We start from the raw sequence: 18,971 nt of genomic DNA, 5'->3' as shown, positions 1-18,971 counted from the left end.
CCGGATGCTACGCACAGCGATCGCCTTTCGGGATCCGAAAGCTCGGATGGTGGGTCAATCGCGGGCGGAGCTGCCAATGTGCGTGCTGTCGAAGCCGAGGACCTCACCAATGATCGGGTAAGGAAGCGCTCCGACCGGTCTTCGTAGGGCGGGACAGCTAGGCGGTGCCGACGCGGCAACTTGCCGCGTCGGCACCGATCTCAGCTCACTAGGGCGCGGGCGGTCCTGGCAGCCGGCTGGGAGCCCAATGGGAACGGAAGCACTTGAAAGCGGCGGGGCGTCAGAGCCGCTGGTCTGTGCGTGAGCGATGCCTGAGCGGATGGGCTCGGACGGACGGGGTCCGAGCCCATCCGGGCCCACTCGGTAAGGACAGGTAAGGGTCAGGGCTGATCGTCCTGGACGGTCGCTTCGACACTCCGCATCGGTCAGTGGGCGACCTCGACGACGATCTTGCCGATCTGCGTGCCCGATTCCATGTGGCGGTGCGCCTCGGCGATCTCCTCCAGGGGGAAGACGCGGTCCACAGCCGGCCGGAAGGCCCCCGCCTCCAGCCCGGAGGCGACGAACGCCTCCGCCCGGCGCAGCCTCGCGGGGTCCCTGGTCGTCTCGTGCATCGTGTACGTGCGCATGTTCAGCGCGGGCATGCCGAGTTCGAAGCCGGGGTACGGTGTGGGCAGGCCGCTCACCGCCCCGTACAGGAAGAGCGTGCCCCCGGGCGCGACCGCCCTGGCCAGGTCCACCACGCCGGGTCCCGCCACGGCGTCGAAGACCAGCTCGGCGCCCCGGCCGCCCGTCAGGGCGAGCACCCTGTCGGCGACGGGCTCCTCGTCGGTGACGATCACCTCCGCCGCCCCCGCCGCGAGCAGCGCCTCCGCCTTCGCTCGGCCGCGCGTCGTGGCGACCGGCACCGCGCCGACCCGCCGGGCCACCTGGATCGCGGCGAGGCCGACGCTGCTGGAGGCGGCGGTGAGCACCACCGTGTCGCCGGCCCGCATCCCGCCGACCTCGACCAGTGCCCCGTACGCCGTGACGTAGGGCATCCACACCGCCGCCCCCTCCACGGCGCCGAGCCCGGCCGGGCGGTGCACGACCGCCGCCGCCGGGACGACGGCGCGCTCCGCGTAGACGGCGTAGTCGTTCATGGAGAACGCCGGCACCACGCTGACGGGCTGACCGGCCTCGAACCCGGTCACCCCCGGGCCGGCCGCCTCGACCACCCCCGCCGCCTCGGCGCCGAGCCGGGCGGGGAACTCCTTGACCGGCTCGATGTACCGGCCGCCGCGGAAGAGGACCTCGGCCCGGTTGACGCCGATCGCGTCCACCCGGACCAGCAGTTCGCCGGGGCCCGGTTCGCCGACCGGCACCTCCTCGATCCGCAGGACCTCCGGACCGCCGTACTCGTGGAACCGCACCGTCGCGGTCATGGCGCCTCCCCTCCGATGGGCGCCGGTGCGGGGAGCCGCACCGGCGTGCCCCCACCCAACCTGAAAGTTCGACAGCTGTCAAAGTTCGATGACGGTGGTACTTTGGGGGCGGTCGAACACGGCACGGGTACGGGAGGTCGGCACAGCGATGGCGGCAGCGGCAGCACGGCGGAGCGGCGGCCGGGGGGACCGGGTACCGGAGCACCCGGACATCCGCACGATCGGCCTCCAGCAGGTACTCGAAGCCCTGGTCGACCCGGTGCGCCGACGGATCGTCGGCGAGCTGTACCACGCCCGGCAGGACCTGGCCTGCGGCACCATCGACCTGCCGGTCGGCAAGTCCACCGCCACCCACCACTTCCACGTGCTGCGCGACGCGGGCCTGATCCGCCAGTACTACGTGGGCACCTCCCGGATGAACGCCCTGCGCCACGAAGAGGTGGACGAGGCCTTCCCCGGTCTGCTGCACGCACTGGTCGGAGTCCCGGAGCGCCCCTGACGGGCCCGCCGCCGCTTCGGCCGGTCGGGCGCCTCCGGACCCCGCACCCGGCGAGGTTCGCCGGCCCGGGCGCCCCGCGGGTCCAGGCTCGGACGACGTCCGTACGGCTCCGTGGGGAGGCAGCGCATGCCCGGTCCTCGGCCCGGCCCGCCCGGGCGCGCCCCGCAGGGGTACCGGGCCTACCTGGTCGCGGTGCCGGCCGGCGCCCTGGTGGGGCTGGTAGGCGGCGCGTTCCGCCGGTGCCTGGAGCACGCCGCCGAGCTGCGCGGCGGGGTGCTGGAGGCCGCGGGCGGACTCGGCGTGCCGGGCGTGCTCATCCCGGTGGCGCTCGCCGCCGCCGGCGCCGCGGTGGCCTGCGCGATCGCCGGGCTGGTCCCGCACGCCGCGGGCAGCGGCATCCAGCACGTGGAGGCCGTCTGGCGGGAGGAGGCCGGACCGGGCCCCCGCTCGGCGTGGCTGCTGCCGGCGAAGTTCTTCGGCGGCCTCATCGCCATCGGCTCGGGCCTGGTCCTCGGGCGGGAGGGCCCGATCGTGCACATGGGGGCCTCGATCGGCTCCGGCGCGGGCCGCCTCACCCGCCTGGACGCCGAGGACGCCCGGCAGCTGCACACCGCGCTCAGCGGCGCCGGTCTGGCCACCGCCTTCACGGCACCCCTCGGCGGGCTCCTGTTCGTCTGCGAGGAAGTGACCCGCACGGTCCGGCCCCGCCTGGTGCTGCTCACCCTCGTCGGCACGGCCTCGGCCCTCGCCGCCTCCCGGTTCCTGGTGGGCGACGCGCCGGTCTTCCCGGTCGCGCCGGAGCCGGTCCCACCGGTGTGGACGCTGCCCCTCTTCCTGCTGTTCGGCGCGGTGGCCGGAGTGCTGGGCGCGGCCTACGCGGGGCTCGTCGTGGGGACCCTCTCCGTGTGCGACCGGCTCACCCGGGTGCCGGTCGTGGCCCGGGCCGCGGCCATCGGGGCCGTCGTCGGCCTGCTCATGGCGTACGATCCGCTGCTGGCAGGGGGCGGCGATCCGCTGAGCGAGAGCCTGCTGGCGGGCGGGGTGCCCGCCGCGGCCGTGCTGGCGGGCTGCTTCGCCGTCCGGTTCGTGGCGGGGCCGCTCAGCTACGCGGCGGCGACCCCGGGCGGGCTGTTCGCCCCGCTGCTGGCCCTGGGAGCCCTGTGGGGGACCTTCGCGCACGCGGTCACCGCCCCGCTGCTGCCGGCCGGGGCCCCCGGTCCGGGGATGTTCGCGGCCGTCGGAATGGCCGCCCTGTTCGCCGGAGTCGTCCGGGCGCCGTTCACGGGTGTCGTGCTGGTGCTGGAGATGACCGGTGCCACCGCGCTCGTACTGCCGCTGCTGGTCGCCTGCTTCGCCGCCACACTGGCCGCGGACGCGCTGGAGAGCGAGCCCGTCTACGACAGCCTGCGGCGGCGGATGCTGGAGCGCCCCTGAGCGGGCGCGGAGGGTGATCATGGCCCGAAACCCCCTTCCCGGAGGCCGCACTGTGATGGTGTGGCCTTCCGATACCGAGCCGCACCACCAGGGGAGGACGCCGTGTCACCGACACCGCAGCAGATCTTCGAGGGCTACCTCTACGCCGGCACCGTCAGCCGGAACGCCGACGCCCTCGCCGAGACCTTCACCGAGGACGGGGTCTTCGAGGCGCCGCTGATGCCGGACGGCGCCGCCTTCCCCCGTCGGCTGGCGGGCCGCGCGGAGATCCGCAGCGCGATGGCGGCGTACTACGCGCGGCCCGTCCAGGGCGGCCGCACGCCGAACTTCGAGAAGTCCGGGTACGTGCTGCACACCACCTCCGACCCCGACGTCTTCATCGCCGAGATCGACACGGTCTTCGACGGCGACGGCGACGGCGACGGCGGGGAGGCGGACCGGGCCGTCTCCCTCGTGCAGATCTTCCGCGTCCGGGACGGGAAGATCGCCCGCCTGCGCGACTACTTCGCACCCGGGCTGATGGACTGAGCCCCCCGCACCCCCGCTCCGGTCCCGAACCACCTCGCCAGCGCGCCGGACAGCTCCCGCGGGTCCTCACCGGCCCACGCGACATGGCCGTCCGGCCGCAGCAGGACCGCGGGCACGTCCAACTCGCCGCTCACGTCCACGACGTGGTCGACCCGGTCCGCCCAGCCCGCCGCCGAGAGCCCGCCGGTCTGGTCGAGCAGCAGCCCGCGGCCGCCGTGCGTCAGCTCGTAGAGGCGGCCGCCCCGCTCCAGCCGCACGTCCCGCAGCCGCCTGCCGAGCAGCTCGTGGCCCTCACCGAGGTCGTAACGGACCCCGATCGCGGTGATCTTCTCGATCAGGCGGCGGTTCACCTCCTCGAACTCCACCAGCTCCGCCAGGAGTCGGCGCACCGCCCGGGGACCCGGCTCGGTGGACATCAGCTCCATCTGCGCGCGGGTGTTGTCCAGTACGTCGGCCGCCACCGGGTGCCGCTCGCAGTGGTAGGTGTCCAGCAGCCCTTCCGGCGCCCAGCCGTTCACCTCGGCGGCGAGCTTCCAGCCGAGGTTGAACGCGTCCTGGAGGCCCAGGTTGAGCCCCTGCCCGCCGGTCGGCGGATGGACGTGCGCCGCGTCCCCGGCCAGCAGCACCCGGCCGGTACGGTACCGCTCGGCCAGCCGTGTCGCGTCGCCGAACCGGGAGGTCCAGCGCGGCGAGTGCACACCGAAGTCGGTGCCGGCGTACGCGATCAGCTGTCGCCTGAGCTCGTCCAGGGTGGGCGGGACCGTTCGGTCCTCCGCCACCCCGTCGGCGGGCACGACGATCCGGTACACCCCGTCCCCCTCGGGGATGGCGCCGAACCGGCTCTGGGTCTTGCGGACTTCGGCGATCACGGTGGCCAGCGTCTGGGGTGACGCGGTCAGCTCCACGTCGGCGAGCAGCGTCTCGACCCTGCTGGGCTCACCGGGGAAGCCGACGCCGAGCAGTCCGCGCACCGTGCTGCGGCCGCCGTCGCAGCCGACGAGCCAGCGCGAGCGCAGCCGCGTGCCGTCCGCCAGTTCCACGGTCACGCCCTCCTCGTCCTGGCTCAGCCCGACCAGCTCCCGGCCGCGCCGGATCTCGACGCCGAGTGCGGTGGCGTATCCGGTGAGCAGCCGTTCCGTGACCACCTGGGGGATGGAGAGCACGTACGAGTGCGTGGTGTCGAGACCGTCCGGCCACGAGCTGCCGATCCCGGCGAAGAAGCCGCCGACCGTGAACTTCTCGCCGTGCGCGAGGAACGGCTCCACCAGGCCGCGCTGGTCCATCAGCTCGATGCTGCGCGCGTGGAGGCCGCGCGCCCGGGACCGCCGGGGCTGCTCCGTCTCCTTCTCCAGCACGAGCACGCGCACTCCGTGCAGCCGCAGTTCGCGGGCCAGCATCAGGCCGGTCGGCCCGCAGCCCGCAATGATCACGTCGATCACGTCAGTCATGAAAAACACCCGTTCAGCGAGATTTCTCCGCAGGTTCTGGATTTCGGCCGCCCATTCTGCGACGGGCCCGGGGCCTTGCCGCAAGCCCCCCGGTGCGCTATAAGTTGAGAGTGGCGAGGAGTCGGTGACTCCGCGCCCTTCTTTTTGTCGCCGCTCCGCTGCTCCGCCGCTGCAGTGGCGTTTCGCCAGGTGAACGCGTTAGCCCGCACGGGTGAGTTCCCCCTTCGGGCCCTGTCCCCGTCCGGCCGGGGGTCGTTACAACCGGATCGTGATCAAGAACGGCCCCCGCGGGCACGACGGTCACCGCCGCCCGCCGGCGTTCCCCGATCAGCGACAGCGCGACAGAAAGAAAGACGGCTTTTCCATGAACAACCGCCTGCGGTACCTCGCCGCTACCCTGGCAACCGGTATCACCCTGGCGCTCACCGCCGGTGCTCCCGCCGGGGCCCGCCCCAGCGGGGTCGACAGCCAATGCGGGAAGTACATCTGCGTGATGACCGCCCACCACAACCGCTTCGTCCAGGACATCACCGTCCAGACCAAGGACGGCCTGCCCGGCACGCTGCGCTCCTACTGGGGCGGCTTCCACGGCCCGAGGGTGCACGCCGCCTCCCACCGGTGGGCGGTGGGCTACGAGCAGTCGGGCGCGAAGCTCGTCTGCGGGGGCCTGGAGCGCGACGGCCGCACCATCGAGGACGGCATCTGCGTCACCATCTGACCCCGCCGCGACACCCCGCCGCGACACCCCCCGAGCCGCCGGCCCGGCCCCAGCGCCCCCGGCGGCATCCTCGCGCCACGCTCCGAGTGGCGAACGGCGCCGTGGTGCGCACCGGGAGCCGTTCCGCTCCCCACGGCTCCCTTCCGTCCCGCCGCGGGCGGCTTGTTCGCGCTCTGGCCGCCGGCCGGCCCTGCCGTCACCGTCGACAGTGCAGACGTCGACCGAAGGGACGCCCCTTGGCAGCACCGGCAACACCGCTCCCCACCCCCCGCAAGCAGCTCATCACCGCGTGGCAGGGCCGGCTCCTGACCCGGTTCGCCGGAGTCGTGCAGTACGTCTTCGCCCGCCACCCCCACCGTCCGGACGTGGCCCTGCGGAACGCGGCCATGCGCGCGGCGAGCAGCCGCGGCGTCGACCGCTGCGCGCTGGTGCGGGCCACCGGGCTCAGCACGGCGACCGTCGCCAAGGCCCTGGCGCGCAAACCCACCACCGAATAGCCGCCGCCGGCACCGGGGCCCGCGGCGCCACCGCGGGCCCCGGCGGCTTCCGTCACTCGCAGGCGGATCCGGGGCCGTCGGCCGGCACGCGGCGGCGGACCTGGTCCTCCTGGGCGAGGCGGCGGAGCAGTTCGAAGACCGGGGCGCAGATCGCGAAGACGATGACGGCCCGCTCGGCCAGGGCCACCGGCTCGTCGAGGCAGGAGGCCCGCTCCAGGTCCAGCCGGGCCACCGACTCGGCCAGCCGGGCGTACGCGGCCAGCTCGCCGGGGGCGTACTGGGCGTCCAGCCGGCGCAGCTCCTTGAGGGCCGCCGTCAGTCCCTTCACGTGCGGTGACGTGCCGGGCGCCCGCCAGTCAAGGGCCGCGAGCAGCTCCGCCACCTCCGCACCGGCGGCCTCGTCGGCGTCGCTCTCCTCCTCGTCGCCCGAGGGGCCCTGGGAGGCCACCGGCACCGGCAGCGCGTAGCTGATCGCGCCGAGGGCGCCCTCGGTGCTGTGGGCCTGGTCGACCGCCCCGAGCACCTCGCGGGTGGCGGCGATGGACAGGCCGCCGAGCGTGGTCAGCGCCTTGATCAGGCGCAGCCGCTCCGCGTGCTCCTCCCCGTACTCCGCCAGGGTCGCGGCCGTCGCCCGCCCGGCCGGCAGCAGGCCCTGCCGGCGGAAGTACTTGATGCTGGCGACCGGTACGCCGGTGAGCCGGCTGAGCTCCGAGATCTTCATGCGGCTTCCCTGCTGGTCATGCGGTCCGGGCCGGTGCGGTGTCCGGCAGTGTCCGGCATCGGCTGTGCGGCGCCGTCGATCGGCGCCGTCGATTGGACACCACAACAAGATACTGCCAGTATCCAGTTACTGGATACCAGAAGTATCCAACTCAGGAATCGCAGCCGCACCGGAGAATCGATGCCTCACCCCACGCCACCCTCCGTGCTCCGCCGACCCACGCTGTGGATCGGTACGGGACTCATCGCCGCAATGGTCTCGATGTTGTTCGCCCTGCTCTACGTGGGCGGCAACGTCAACCCCAGAGGGAACCTGCGCGACCTGCCGGTGGCCCTGGTCAACGCCGACGCGGGCGCCGACGCGGGCGGCCGCCGCGTCGCCCTCGGCGAGCAGGTCGTCTCGGGCATCGAGAAGGCCGCCGAGGGCGACAAGAGCATCGACTGGCAGCTCGTCAGCCGCGAGGAGGCGGACAAGCGCCTGGGCAGCGGCAAGGTCTTCGGCGCCCTGGTCATCCCGAAGGACTTCTCCGCCACGGTGACCGCGCTCGCCGCCCCGCAGCCGCCGGCCCAGGGCAAGCCCGCCCCGCCGACGATCACGGTGCTGACCAACCAGTCCGCCGGCAGCATAGGCTCGTCGATGTCCTCCCAGGCCGCCCAGAAGGCGGCCCACGCGGCCTCGGCCCAGATCGGCCAGGAACTCCTCAAGCAGGCCGCGGCGCAGAAGACCCCGCTGCCGACGGCCGCCCAGCTCAAGCTGGCCGACCCGGTGACGGTGGCCGTCGCCGACGGCCACCCCGTCGGCTCGCGCAGCGCCATGGGCCTGAGCGCCTTCTACTACGCGCTGGTCCTGGTCGTCTGCGGCATGCTCGGCGCCAACCTGGTCAACTCCCAGGTCGACACCGCGCTCGGCTACCTGCACACCGACTACGGCCCGGTACGCAAGCGCGAGCCCGTCCAGCACACCAGCCGCGTACGCACCCTCGCCGTCGGCATCGCCCTCATGCTCGGCATGTCGGTGATCATGGGCACCCTGGTCGAGGTCGCCACCGTCGGCATCCTCGACATGGACGCCTCCCACCTCGGCCTGCTGTGGCTCTACTCGGTCGCCACCATCGCGGTCGTCGGCATCGGCGGCCTCGCCCTGTTCGCCGCCTTCGGAACCCCCGGCATGCTGCTGGCCACCATCGTCTTCATCGCCATGGCCGTCCCGTCCTCCGGTGCCACCGTGCCCCTCCAGGCCCTGCCCGGCTTCTTCCGCGGCCTCGCCGAGTTCGAGCCGCTGCGCCAGATCACCGAGGGACTGCGCTCGCTGCTCTTCTACGGGGCCCAGGCCGACGCGGGTCTGACCCGGGCGTGGACCGCGATGGGCGTCGCCCTCGTCGCCGCGCTGCTCTTCGGCTTCGCCGTCACCCGCCTCTACGACCGCCGGGGCCTGCACCGCATCCCCCGGCCCGTCGCCGACGGGGCATCCGCCGAGGAGACCCCGGAGCCGCCCGCGGCCACCGAGACCCCGGCGCCCGCCAAGGCCTGAGCCCGGCCGGCCGCCGGACGGGGCCCTTCAGGGCAACGGGCGGCCGGCCACAGCCGGGATCCTTGGAAAGGCGGGTTCCGCGCGGTACCCCTGACAGGGCGTACGCGCGGAACCCGCCTTTCCGCATCCGTCCGGCCCCGCGGTGCCGGGCCCGGCCGGACCGGTCGGCGGGCGCGGCCCGCGCGCCCCGACCGACGGCAGGAGCGCCCCATGACCACAGGCTGGAACCCCCGCCCGCCGTACGCCGGCCACCCGCAGGGCGAACACCTTCCGGAACTGGACGTCCCGCCGCCGGGCCGGCAGCGCCGCTGGACGGTCCTGCTGCGGCTCCTGCTGCTGCTGCCGCAGCTGGTCGTCACCGCCCTCCTCGGCATCGCCGCCTTCTTCGTGACCGTCGCCGGCTGGTTCGCCGCGCTGGTCCAGGGCCGCCTGCCCGACGGGATCGCCCGCTTCCTCTGCGGGTTCCTCGCGTACGAGACCCGGGTCGCGGCCAGTGCGATGCTGCTGGTGGACCGGTACCCGCCGTTCTCCTTCGAGGCGCCCGGCCACCCGGTCCGCATCGAGCTGCGGCCCGGGCCGCTGAACCGGGCGGCCGTCCTGTTCCGCCTCTTCCTGATGCTCCCCGCGATGGTCGTGACCGGCCTGCTCCAGTACGGCTGGGGCGCGGTGTGCTGGGTGTTCTGGCTGATCACCCTGGTCCTCGGGCGCATGCCCACCGCCCTCTACGGCGCCGTCGCGGCGGTCGCGCGCTACCGGATGCGTTACCAGGCGTACGCGATGATGCTGACCTCCGCGTACCCCAAGCGCCTGTTCGGCGACGGGCAGCCCGCCGCGGTCGCGCAGGCCGCGCCCGGTGCGGGGTCCGGTACCCGCCCGCTGCTCCTCGGGGCGCCGGCGAAGGCGCTGATCGTGCTCCTGCTCGTACTCGGCATCCTCGTCGCCTGCGCCTCCCCGACGGTCCAGGTCCAGGTCAGGGACGACGACCGGTTCGAAGGCGTGGAAACCGCAGCGATCCGGACAAGCTGAATGGCCTCCAGGTGAACGCGAGCCGCTCGACACCAGGTCAGCGGCCCGCGTTCGGCCGGACACCGCCCTCCTCACCCCCTGTTTCCGAGCGAACACGGAGCGCCGCACCCCGCCTGAGCTGCCCGAACGACCATTCGTTATCCGATATCCGAACTCCGTGTCCGTAAATCGGCCGTCGACATGCACGGCACCTTCACATCCGACAGACTCAGCCGCGTCGGAGAGCGACAACGCAAGTAATTGCCGCTCTCAACCTTCACATCGAAAGTGAGTCTTGTCGTGCGCTACCGCTTCGCTGCCGTCTCCGCCGCCGCCCTCCTCTGCCTGGCAGGCGCCACCGGCATGGCGGAGGCCAAGCCCACCAGCCTGTACGCCCCGTCCGCGATGGTGTTCTCCGTCGCCCAGGGCGACGACGCCTCCGCGACGGTCCTGCGTGCCGTCACCCTCAGCTGCATGCCCTCCGCACAGGGCACGCACCCCGACCCCAAGGCCGCCTGTACGGCCCTGAACTCCACGGGCGGCACCTTCGACCGGCTGCTCGCCGCCCCCGACACCGACCGCGCCTGCCCGATGCACTACGCGCCCGTGACCGTCACCGCGCAGGGCGTCTGGCAGGGCAGCCACGTCACCTGGAAGCACACCTTCTCCAACGCCTGCGCCATGAACGCGACCCTCAACGGCAACGCCGTCTTCGGGTTCTGACGCCCGCCGCGCCCACGGGACGCCCGTCAGGGCCTCGGGCCGCCCTGGAGCACCGCCTCGATCTCACCCGCGACATCGCCCCGCCCGAGCCGCGCCCGGCCGAAGTCGGCCGTGCGCGGCAGGTGCAGGACGAGCTCGTACCCCACGTCGACCCGCACCCGCCCGGCGCGCAGCACGAAGTCGTACGCGTGCCCGCCGCGCGTGCGGCAGCGGGAGAGGAAGTGCAGGTGGTACCCGGCGGCGGCCACCCCCAGCAGGTGCGCGGGGCTGCGGAAACCGACGACGGTTCCCCGCAGCCCGGTGTGCGTGCGGACGACCTGTCCCGCGACCGCGTCGATCAGCCTCTGGTACGGCCGGTGCTGTTCGGGGAGCATCCGGGTGACCACGTGGTCGAAGTGCCCGTCGATCCGGACGGCGTAGAAGTGGTTGGGGCTCGGCATCCGGTCGTCGATCAGGGCGCGCAGCCCGGCGGCGTCGACCGGCTCGCGGGTCCGCCAGTCGTGCTCGCCGTGGAAGTAGGTGACCGCCGCGAGCGGCGTTCGCGCCGACGGGTCGGCCTCCCCGGCGGACCCGTCGGCGCGGAGCCGGTAGCAGCGGCCGTCGAGGACGATCATCTCCCCGTCGAGCCGGTCGAAGGTGCCGATGCCGAAGTCCCCGTGCCGGCGGAGCTCGGCGATGGTGGTCGTGCCCTCGTAGACGCCCTCCAGCATCGCCGTCATGGTCGAGGTCTGGAAGATCCGCCCCCTCGGCCGGGGCGCGTCCGGCGGGTTCGCTTCCGGTGCGGTCATGTTCCCCCCTGGGTCCCGTGGGCATGCCGGCTGCGTCGAGCAGGCTAGGGAACCACCACCCCCGTCACAACGGCGCGCACGCGGTCGCGCGGTGTGCGCGCCCGCGCAGGGCGTACGGGGCCGCGGCGGCGGCCGGCCCCGGGCCGGGCGGCCGTCAGCGGGCGGGCGGGTGCGTGGCCAGCCAGTGGCGGGCGATGCGTTCGCGGGTGGTGATCCAGGCCCCGCCGCGCTGCGCGACGTGCCGCAGGAATCCGTCCAGGGCGCGGATGCGCCCGGGCCGTCCGATGATCCGGCAGTGCAGGCCGACGCTCATCATGCGGGGCCGGTCCGCGCCCTCGGCGTGGAGGGCGTCGAACGTGTCGACCAGGTAGCCGAGCATGTCGTCGGCGGTCGTGAAGCCGTGCACGATCAGGAACTTGAAGTCGTTCGCGTCCAGGCTGTACGGCAGCACGAGGTGCGGCCGCCCGGCCGCCTCGACGTAGAAGGGCAGGTCGTCGGAGTAGTCGTCCGAGTCGTAGAGGAAACCGCCCTCCTCGGCGACCAGGCGCCGCGTGGCGGGGCTGGTCCGGCCTGTGTACCAGCCGACCGGGCGGCGGCCGGTGAGCCGTTCGACCGTCGCGGCGCAGCGCGCGATCTCGGCGCGCTCGGTCTCCTCGGGCACGTCGCGGTAATCGGTCCAGCGCCAGCCGTGGCCCGCCACCTCCCAGCCGGCCGTGGCCATCGCCCGCGCCGCGTCCGGGTTGCGTTCGAGGGCCTGCCCCACGGCGTGGACGGTGAGCGGCGCGCCGTGCCGGGCGAGCGTGCGGTGGACGCGCCAGAACCCGGCGCGCGAGCCGTAGGCGAACATCGACTCGACGTTCAGGTCGCGCCCGCCCACCACCGGCGGAGCGCCGACGATCTCGTGCAGGTACCCCTCCGAGGCCGGGTCGCCCTCCAGGACGCTCCGCTCGCCGCCCTCCTCGTAGTTGAGGACGAGGCTGACGGCGACGCGCGCCCCGCCGGGCCAGGCGGCGTGCGGCGGCTCGGCGCCGTACCCGACGAGATCGCGCTGGTGCTCCGACACCCGCCGCACCCTACCGGCCCGCCCGGCGGCACCGCGGTACGGCTCAGGGCCGTGTCGGGGTTCAGGCGGCGGGCCAGGGGACGTCGGTGGCGACGGCGGCGGAGTAGTCGACGCCCGGCACCGAGAACCCGTACAGGCGCCGGACCTCGTCGCGGAACCAGTCGAGGTCGGCGAGAGCCGCGATGGTGCCGGTCGTGGCGGCCTCCCAGCGCTCGGCGACGGCCGCCTGCACCTCGTCGGTGAGCTCCCAGGTGTCCAGCCGGACCCGGCCCTCCTCGTCCTGCGCGAGCGGGGCCGCGCCGGTCAGCTGGTCCCACAGGGCGGCGAGCTGACGGATCGGCGGGACCAGGTCTTCGCCCAGCACGCCGCGCAGCAGGCCGGTGTACAGGGCGATGCCGGGGATCGCGGTGGAGGACTGGGTGACGGCCGCCCCGTTGACGGAGGTCACGGCCCGCCCGCCCACGGACTTGCCGAGGCGCTCGTCCAGGGTGCGGGCGGTGGCCTCCAGGTGCGCCTTGGCCGCGCCGATGGTGCCCTGCCGGTAGATCGCCGCCGTCAGCGGCGAACCGATGTACGACAGCGCGGCCGTGGCGAAGCCCTCGGCGAGCAGGCCCCGTCCGGCGAGGTGGTCGATCCAGCGCTCCCAGTCCGCGCCGCCCATCACGGCCACGGTCTGCTCGACGTCGTCGCCCTCGGCCGGCCCGGTCTCGACCTCGCGCACCTCGGGCGCCCCCTGGTCGTCGAAGACGAGGGTCTTGGTGCGGTTCGCCGCCCCGATCGGCTTGAGGACGGAGGCGTACGCGGCACCCGTGTCGGGGTCGGTGCGGCGGGGCGCGGCCACCGAGTACACCAGGTAGTCCAGCCGGCCGCCGAAGCGCCGCTCCAGCAGCTCTGCGACCTGCTCCTTCATCGCGTCCGAGAACGCGTCGCCGTTCAGGAAGACCAGGTCCCGCCCGGCGGTACGGGCGATGCCGGCGGTGGCGGCGGTGCGGTACCAGCCGGCCGTGGCGGTCCGCCGCGGCGTGGGCGCCTTCTCGAACGAGACCGCGATCCCGCGGATGCCGGCCCGCTTGAGCCCGGCGAGGGTGGCGGCGAGGCCGTATCCGGCGGAGGAGCCGATGACCAGCGCCACCGGGCCGTCGCCCCCGGGGGCGACGGTGGGAGCGGGGCACGCCTGCCACATGTCGTCGACCAGCCGCCGGCAGCCCGCCGGGTGGGAGTCGAGGAAGAGGAAGCCCCGGTTTCGGGGGGTCAGAACGCGCTCGGTCACGGTGGCAGTCCTTGGGTCGGCCGGGACGGGGAAGCGGCAGCCGGCCGGCCGCCGCCTCCCCGTCAGTCTGCGACAGCACCGCCACGGACCGGAGCCGTGACAGGGGACAACGATCACGAGTCGATCTTGGAGTGTTCCCACCACTGCGTTCCCACCACTGCCGCTCCCCGCGGCGCGGGCGCCGGCCCGTACAGTTCTGCCCGGCAACGCTCTTGGGAACGGGGTGGGTTGGTGGAACCGCTGAGACCCGGTGATCCGCTCGACATCGGGGGATACCGACTGCTGGCACGGCTGGGTGAGGGCGGCATGGGCGAGGTGTTCCTGGCCCGGACCGCCTCCGGCCGGGCGCTCGCCCTGAAGACCGTGCACCGGGAACTGAGCCGGGAGCCGGGCTTCGCCGAACGGTTCGACCGGGAGATCCGCACCAGCGACCGGGTGCGTTCCCCCTGGACGGTGTCCGTGGTCGACTTCAGCCCCGAGGGCTCGTCGCCGCAGTGGCTGGCGACCGAGTACGTCCCCGCCCCCTCGCTCGGCGACTGGGTGCGCAGGCACGGCCCGTTGCCCGGGACGGCCGTGCGGGCCCTGGCCCGGGAACTGTCCGCCGCGCTGGTCTGCGTACGCACGGCGGGCGTGGTGCACCGCGACATCAAGCCCGCCAACGTGCTGCTGGGGGCGGAGCGGCCGTTCCTCATCGACTTCGGCATAGCCCGCGCCGTCCGCGACCCGCGCCACACGCTGACGGGCGCGGTCATCGGCACCCCCGGCTACCTCGCGCCGGAACAGGCCGTCGGCGCCACGGCCGGTCATCCCGCGGACGTCTTCTCCCTCGCCGCCGTCCTCGTGTACGCGGCCAGGGGCCGGGGCCCCTTCCTCGACCACGGCGAGGAGCCCAGCCTCCCGGCCCTCCTGTACCGGATCGTCCACGACGACCCCCTCCTCGACGGGGTGCCGGCAGAGCTCCTCCCGCTCCTGCGGGACTGCCTCGCCAAGGACCCGGAACAGCGCCCCACCGCCGAGCAGGTACGCACCAGACTCGGGCCCGCCGAGGAGGACGACTGGCCCGGGGCCGCCCCGACGGCCCTGCCTGCCGACACCGCCCGCCGCGAGGCGGAACTCCGGCCGCTGCTGGGCGGGGCCCGGGCGGCCGTCCCGGCCCCGCCGCCGGACGTGCCACCGCCCGCGGCCGCCGTGACCCCGGCGCCCCGCGCGCGCCGCCTCCGGCCGCCGGCCGTGGCGGCCGGCGCCGCCGTCCTCGCGGCTGCGGTCACCGTCGCCGTACTGCTGACCCGGCTCCCCGGCGGAGGCGGCACGGACGGCAAGGGGGCCGGTGCACCGAGCCCGAGCCCGTCGTCCCCCGGCCTGCCCGCAGCGTGGGCCGGCACCTGGACCGGCCTCGGCCCCGGCACCCCGGACGCGGACGGTGTCACCCACGCCCGCACCCGGGACTTCGCCGTCACGGTCACCTTCCAGGCCGGAGCGGTCGGCGAACTCACGGGCCGCCAGGTCAGCGAGGTCCGGGAGATCGCCACCGGCCGGAACCTGGGCTGCACGGAGGCCCTGGAGCTGCGCCAACTCCGCGCCGACACCGCGTACCTGGCGGCCGTCACCAGCCGCCCCACCGACCGCGAGGCGACCTTCGAGTGCCCCAGGGGCAACCTCTACGTGGTCAGGATGACGGGCCCCGACACCCTGGCCGTCGAACTCGAAGGAGCCCAGTCCGCCGGCGCCCCCGCGACGCTGACGCGTACCCGCTAGATGCGGTCTAGGTGGTGGTCGCCGGGGAGGCGAGCCGGGTGAGGACCAGCAGGGCGTCGACGAGGTCCTCGGCCGGGGCTCCGGTGGCCAGGCGGCGCAACTGCTGGCCGAAGACCAGCGCGACGGCCGCCCCCGCCAGCCGCCCGGGATCCGGCACGCCGAGCAGGCCCAGGACCCGGGTGGCCAGCAGGTCGTAGGCGGCGAAGCACTCGGCGGCGGAGGCGCGAAGCCGTTCGTCGCGGCCGGCCTGGACGTACAGCTCGAACGGCGCGATGTGCCGGCTGTCGAACGCGTTGCCGCCCGCTACCCCCGCCACCACCTCGGCCGCCCGTCCGATGTCGAAGGGCTCGTCGGCGCGGGTGTCGGCGCACGCGTCGGCGAGCTCCGTGAAGTGCCGGGTCTCCTCCGCCACGAAGTGCAGCAGGCTCTCGCGCAGCAGCTCGTGCTGGGTGGTGAAGTGGTAGGTGACGGAGCCCAGGGAGACCCCCGCCTCCCGCGCGATCCGCCGGTTGGTGACGGCGGCGATCCCGTCCTGCCCGATGATCCGCAGTACGGCGTCGACGATGCTCTGGCGGGTTTCGGATGCGTGGGGCATGCCCGCATTCTGCCCCATCGGCCGGTTCGGGCCATCGCCCTTGCGGGACGGACGAGTTGGAGCCGTCGGGGGTGTGGACAAGGTGCCGGGCGGTCCCTACTGTTCGTTCGAACGAACAGTTCGAGGGAACCCGTACGGGAGTCGTCGTGAAGATGTCCGGATCGAACGTCCTGCTCACCGGCGCCACCGGCGGCATCGGGTCCGCCCTGGCGGCGCGCCTGACCGCCGAGGGAGCCCGCCTCACGGTCACCGGACGCCGCGAGGGCGCCCTCAAGGCCACCGCCGACGCCTTCGGCGCCCGCACCGTGCTCGCCGATCTCGCCGTACGCCCGGACGTGGCCCGGCTCGCGCAGACCTGTGCCGGGACGGACGTCCTCGTCGCGAACGCCGCCCTGCCCGCCAGCGGCGACCTGCTGGACTACACCGAGGAGCAGCTCGACCGCGCCCTCGACGTCAACCTGCGCGCACCCGTCCTGCTGTCCCGGCTGCTCGCGGCGCACATGGCCGAGCGCGGCCGGGGCCACATCGTGCTGGTCGGCTCCATCTCCGGGAAGGCCGCGACCAGGTCGACCTCCCTCTACAACGCGACGAAGTTCGGGCTGCGCGGCTTCGCCCTCGCCCTGCGGCAGGAACTCAGGGGGACGGGGGTGGGAGTTTCCCTCGTACAGCCGGGTTTCGTCCGCGACGCGGGCATGTTCGCCGCGACGGGTGCCGCTCCGCCGAGCGGCATCCGGACGGTGACGCCGGGACAGGTCGCCGAGGGTGTCGTACGGGCCGTCCGCCGCGACCTGTGCGAGGTCAACGTGGCTCCGCTGGAGCTGCGGCTGCTCAGTGCCGTCGCCGGCCAGTTCCCCGGTTTCGCCGAGCGGATCCAGGCCCGCGCGGGGCTCGACGGCTCGGTGCGGCAGATCGTCGAGGCGCAGCGCTCGCACCGCTAGCGCTCGCACCGCTAGGGGGCGCGTCGCCGGTTCGTTTCGCCCCGCTGCTCTTTCAATTGGCCCGACTGTAGCGGGCGGTGCCGGTCCAGATGCGTTCCAGGCGTACGCGGGTGCCGGGTTTGGGCGCGTGCCAGATCTTGTCGTGGCCCGCGTAGATGCCGACGTGGCCCATGGTTCCCCCTTTGGGGAAGAAGACCAGATCACCGGGTGCGCGCTGCGTGTGCGGAATGTGGACGGTGCTCTCGTACTGGGCTTCCGCTGTGCGGGGAAGGGCCCGGCCGGCCTTCCGGAAGGCGTAGAGGGTGAGGCCCGAGCAGTCGAATTCATCGGGCCCGGTGGCGCCGTATGCGTAAGGTGCGCCTTTCTTGGAAGCGGCGACGGCAACGGCCTTTATCCCGTACAGGGAGGCGGCCTGGGCCGGGCGGACGGGGACGAACAGGGCGGCGGCGGCCACGGAGAGGGAGAGGAGCAGCGAGGGACAGCGATTCCTCTTCACGCGTTTTTCTGTTTTCGGCAATCGTGATACCTCCGCATTCAGATTCAGTGACTGCGTAACGGCTCCCGACGACCGCCCATTTTGCACGAAGTGCCCGCTATTGCACGTCCGGACACGGCGCGAATTTTCCGGAGCGGGCGCGCGGTGTTTCCGGCCGGGTGTGAGAAGGCGCGTGCGGGGCAGGCGCGGTCGTACGGGGAACCACTTCCGTCGATCCGAAAGGAACGATCCTGATGACCGAGAACGCGTGGGGTTACCGCGAGACGTCCGGGCGGCTGCTGGGCGTCGACCTGACCGGATTCAAGGTGGAGGCCGTGGACGGCGGCATCGGCAAGGTCGACCGGCACTCGGACGAGGCCGGCTCCGCCCACATCGTGGTCGACACCGGCCCCTGGATCTTCGGCAAGGAGGTCCTGCTGCCCGCCGGCACCGTCTCGCGGATCGACGTCGACGAGGAGAAGGTCTACGTCGACCGGACCAGGGAACAGATCAAGAACGCCCCGGAGTTCCACCGGGAGAAGCACCAAGGTGACGCCGCCTACCACGGTGAACTCGCCGACTACTACCGCTCGGGCGGCGCCTTCGGCGGCCGCCCGCTGTGAACCGCCGCGCGCGGCACGGCAGATGACCGTACCTGACGCCCGGCCCGCGCCACCGGTGCGCCGCGGGCCGGGCGTCCGTGTGCGAGCCCTCAGCCGAGGAACGAAAGCCGTACGGTGCGCCGGGGGTTGTCCTTGTTGGTGTCCACCAGGACGACCGACTGCCAGGTGCCCAGGGCGAGTTCGCCGTCGACGACCGGCAGGGTGGCGTGCGGCGGAACGAACGCCGGGAGCACGTGGTCGCGGCCGTGGCCGGGGGAGCCGTGGCGGTGGCGCCAGCGGTCGTCGGCGGGCAGCAGCTCGGCCAGGGCGTCGAGCAGGTCGTCGTCGCTGCCCGCACCCGTCTCGATGACCGCGAGCCCGGCCGTCGCGTGCGGGGTGAACACGTTGAGGAGCCCGTCGCGCCCGCTCGCCGCCTCGCGCAGGAAGCCGGCGCAGGCCGGGGTCAGATCGTGGACCGCTTCGGCGGAGCCGGTGGTCACGTCGATGGTCCGAGTCGTGAATGTCATCCCGCCATCCTCGGACAGGCGCGCCGCGACACGGCGGACGGGCCGTGGTCCGGACGGGCTACTTCCCCGCGTGCGGGCCGGTGGGGGCTCCGATACTGGCCGCGTGGGCGCGCCGGGCCGCGGCGCGCCGTGACGAGGGAGTACCGGCATGAACTCACCGCTGCCCGGGGAATCCGGCTGTGAACTGATGGAGCGCCTCGCGGAAGACCTGAGGAAGAGCATCAAGAAGACCGAGAAGCAGGCGGCCGACCTCGCGCACAGGATCGCCGTCCTGGAGGCGCAGTCCCCTCCGGACGAACAGCAGATCAAGGCCCTCAAGCAGACGCTCGCCGTGGTGGAGGCGAAGCTGGAGGAGGAGCGCCGCGCCCTGGCGGACCTGGAGACGGTGATCAGCGAGAACTGCTAGGCCGTGTCATCGGACCGGGCCGGGC

The 18,971-nt window shown here is 73.6% G+C and carries 21 protein-coding genes; 12 read left to right on the top strand and 9 right to left on the bottom strand.

What is annotated here, in order from left to right; genetic code table 11:
- Positions 1 to 425: 425 nt before the first annotated feature.
- Positions 426 to 1,424 (bottom strand): zinc-dependent alcohol dehydrogenase family protein, encoded by a 999-nt coding sequence (locus OG553_RS01015; RefSeq protein WP_405977091.1) that lies wholly within the window; start codon positions 1,422 to 1,424, stop codon positions 426 to 428.
- Positions 1,425 to 1,572: 148 nt separating this feature from the next.
- Between OG553_RS01015 and OG553_RS01010 the strand changes: the two genes are divergently transcribed.
- The 3 genes from OG553_RS01010 (at position 1,573) to OG553_RS01000 (ending at position 3,885) form a co-directional block, all read left to right on the top strand.
- Entirely contained in the window at positions 1,573 to 1,923 is a 351-nt protein-coding gene (locus OG553_RS01010) for an ArsR/SmtB family transcription factor (RefSeq protein WP_405977090.1), read from the top strand.
- Between the two features lie 126 nt (positions 1,924 to 2,049).
- Entirely contained in the window at positions 2,050 to 3,357 is a 1,308-nt protein-coding gene (locus OG553_RS01005; protein ID WP_405977089.1) for a ClC family H(+)/Cl(-) exchange transporter, read from the top strand.
- A gap of 102 nt (positions 3,358 to 3,459) precedes the next feature.
- Positions 3,460 to 3,885, top strand: coding sequence for a nuclear transport factor 2 family protein (locus OG553_RS01000; protein WP_405977088.1), 426 nt, complete (start codon positions 3,460 to 3,462; stop codon positions 3,883 to 3,885).
- Here the strand turns inward: OG553_RS01000 and rox are convergent.
- Positions 3,858 to 5,324, bottom strand: a complete 1,467-nt coding sequence (gene rox, locus OG553_RS00995; RefSeq protein WP_405982913.1) for a rifampin monooxygenase — start codon at positions 5,322 to 5,324, stop codon at positions 3,858 to 3,860. The genes OG553_RS01000 and rox overlap by 28 nt on opposite strands.
- Positions 5,325 to 5,697: 373 nt before the next feature.
- Between rox and OG553_RS00990 the strand changes: the two genes are divergently transcribed.
- Both OG553_RS00990 and OG553_RS00985 read left to right on the top strand, forming a co-directional pair.
- Entirely contained in the window at positions 5,698 to 6,051 is a 354-nt protein-coding gene (locus OG553_RS00990) for a hypothetical protein (RefSeq protein WP_405977087.1), read from the top strand.
- 236 nt (positions 6,052 to 6,287) lie between these two features.
- A complete protein-coding gene (locus OG553_RS00985; RefSeq protein WP_405977086.1) occupies positions 6,288 to 6,548 on the top strand; it encodes a hypothetical protein in 261 nt (86 codons plus the stop codon).
- 52 nt (positions 6,549 to 6,600) lie between these two features.
- Here the strand turns inward: OG553_RS00985 and OG553_RS00980 are convergent, their stop codons facing one another.
- On the bottom strand, positions 6,601 to 7,269 hold the full coding sequence (locus OG553_RS00980) for a MerR family transcriptional regulator (protein WP_405977085.1): 669 nt from the start codon (positions 7,267 to 7,269) through the stop codon (positions 6,601 to 6,603).
- A 180-nt stretch (positions 7,270 to 7,449) separates the two neighbouring features.
- On the opposite strand from OG553_RS00980, the gene OG553_RS00975 reads away from it, so the two are divergent.
- The 3 genes from OG553_RS00975 to OG553_RS00965 all read left to right on the top strand — a co-directional run bounded on the left by OG553_RS00975 (position 7,450) and on the right by OG553_RS00965 (position 10,527).
- Entirely contained in the window at positions 7,450 to 8,799 is a 1,350-nt protein-coding gene (locus tag OG553_RS00975) for a YhgE/Pip domain-containing protein (protein ID WP_405977084.1), read from the top strand.
- Positions 8,800 to 9,009: 210 nt separating this feature from the next.
- Complete coding sequence (locus OG553_RS00970; RefSeq protein WP_405977083.1) at positions 9,010 to 9,825, top strand: DUF4389 domain-containing protein; 816 nt, start codon at positions 9,010 to 9,012, stop codon at positions 9,823 to 9,825.
- 342 nt (positions 9,826 to 10,167) lie between these two features.
- On the top strand, positions 10,168 to 10,527 hold the full coding sequence (locus OG553_RS00965; RefSeq protein WP_405982912.1) for a subtilase-type protease inhibitor: 360 nt from the start codon (positions 10,168 to 10,170) through the stop codon (positions 10,525 to 10,527).
- 26 nt (positions 10,528 to 10,553) lie between these two features.
- On the opposite strand, the gene budA is transcribed toward OG553_RS00965, so the two are convergent.
- From budA to fabV, 3 genes are all read right to left on the bottom strand, one after another.
- On the bottom strand, positions 10,554 to 11,315 hold the full coding sequence (budA, locus tag OG553_RS00960) for an acetolactate decarboxylase (protein WP_405977082.1): 762 nt from the start codon (positions 11,313 to 11,315) through the stop codon (positions 10,554 to 10,556).
- Positions 11,316 to 11,469: 154 nt separating this feature from the next.
- A complete protein-coding gene (gene puuE, locus OG553_RS00955; protein ID WP_405977081.1) occupies positions 11,470 to 12,378 on the bottom strand; it encodes an allantoinase PuuE in 909 nt (302 codons plus the stop codon).
- 61 nt (positions 12,379 to 12,439) lie between these two features.
- Positions 12,440 to 13,648, bottom strand: coding sequence for an enoyl-[acyl-carrier-protein] reductase FabV (gene fabV / locus OG553_RS00950; RefSeq protein WP_405977080.1), 1,209 nt, complete (start codon positions 13,646 to 13,648; stop codon positions 12,440 to 12,442).
- A gap of 231 nt (positions 13,649 to 13,879) precedes the next feature.
- On the opposite strand from fabV, the gene OG553_RS00945 reads away from it, so the two are divergent.
- Positions 13,880 to 15,403 (top strand): protein kinase domain-containing protein, encoded by a 1,524-nt coding sequence (locus tag OG553_RS00945; RefSeq protein WP_405977079.1) that lies wholly within the window; start codon positions 13,880 to 13,882, stop codon positions 15,401 to 15,403.
- 7 nt (positions 15,404 to 15,410) lie between these two features.
- Here the strand turns inward: OG553_RS00945 and OG553_RS00940 are convergent, their stop codons facing one another.
- The gene (locus tag OG553_RS00940; protein WP_405977078.1) at positions 15,411 to 15,998 is read right to left on the bottom strand and encodes a TetR/AcrR family transcriptional regulator; all 588 of its coding nucleotides are present in this window, start codon (positions 15,996 to 15,998) and stop codon (positions 15,411 to 15,413) included.
- 146 nt (positions 15,999 to 16,144) lie between these two features.
- Here OG553_RS00940 and OG553_RS00935 point away from each other — a divergent pair, with 146 nt between their 5' ends.
- Positions 16,145 to 16,936 (top strand): SDR family NAD(P)-dependent oxidoreductase, encoded by a 792-nt coding sequence (locus OG553_RS00935; RefSeq protein WP_405977077.1) that lies wholly within the window; start codon positions 16,145 to 16,147, stop codon positions 16,934 to 16,936.
- A gap of 52 nt (positions 16,937 to 16,988) precedes the next feature.
- Here OG553_RS00935 and OG553_RS00930 read toward each other — a convergent pair whose 3' ends face one another.
- Complete coding sequence (locus OG553_RS00930; protein WP_405977076.1) at positions 16,989 to 17,432, bottom strand: C40 family peptidase; 444 nt, start codon at positions 17,430 to 17,432, stop codon at positions 16,989 to 16,991.
- Between the two features lie 233 nt (positions 17,433 to 17,665).
- Between OG553_RS00930 and OG553_RS00925 the strand changes: the two genes are divergently transcribed.
- Positions 17,666 to 18,034 (top strand): PRC-barrel domain containing protein, encoded by a 369-nt coding sequence (locus OG553_RS00925; protein WP_405977075.1) that lies wholly within the window; start codon positions 17,666 to 17,668, stop codon positions 18,032 to 18,034.
- Positions 18,035 to 18,123: 89 nt separating this feature from the next.
- Here the strand turns inward: OG553_RS00925 and OG553_RS00920 are convergent, their stop codons facing one another.
- Entirely contained in the window at positions 18,124 to 18,540 is a 417-nt protein-coding gene (locus OG553_RS00920) for a YjbQ family protein (RefSeq protein WP_405977074.1), read from the bottom strand.
- Positions 18,541 to 18,688: 148 nt separating this feature from the next.
- Here OG553_RS00920 and OG553_RS00915 point away from each other — a divergent pair, with 148 nt between their 5' ends.
- On the top strand, positions 18,689 to 18,946 hold the full coding sequence (locus tag OG553_RS00915; RefSeq protein ID WP_405977073.1) for a hypothetical protein: 258 nt from the start codon (positions 18,689 to 18,691) through the stop codon (positions 18,944 to 18,946).
- Positions 18,947 to 18,971: the final 25 nt, after the last annotated feature.

This window comes from Streptomyces sp. NBC_00158 (genome assembly GCF_045160885.1).
Classification (GTDB): Bacteria; Actinomycetota; Actinomycetes; order Streptomycetales; family Streptomycetaceae; genus Streptomyces.
The sequence above is the reverse complement of the archived record's forward strand: the minus strand, read 5'-3'. Positions and strand labels throughout refer to the sequence as shown.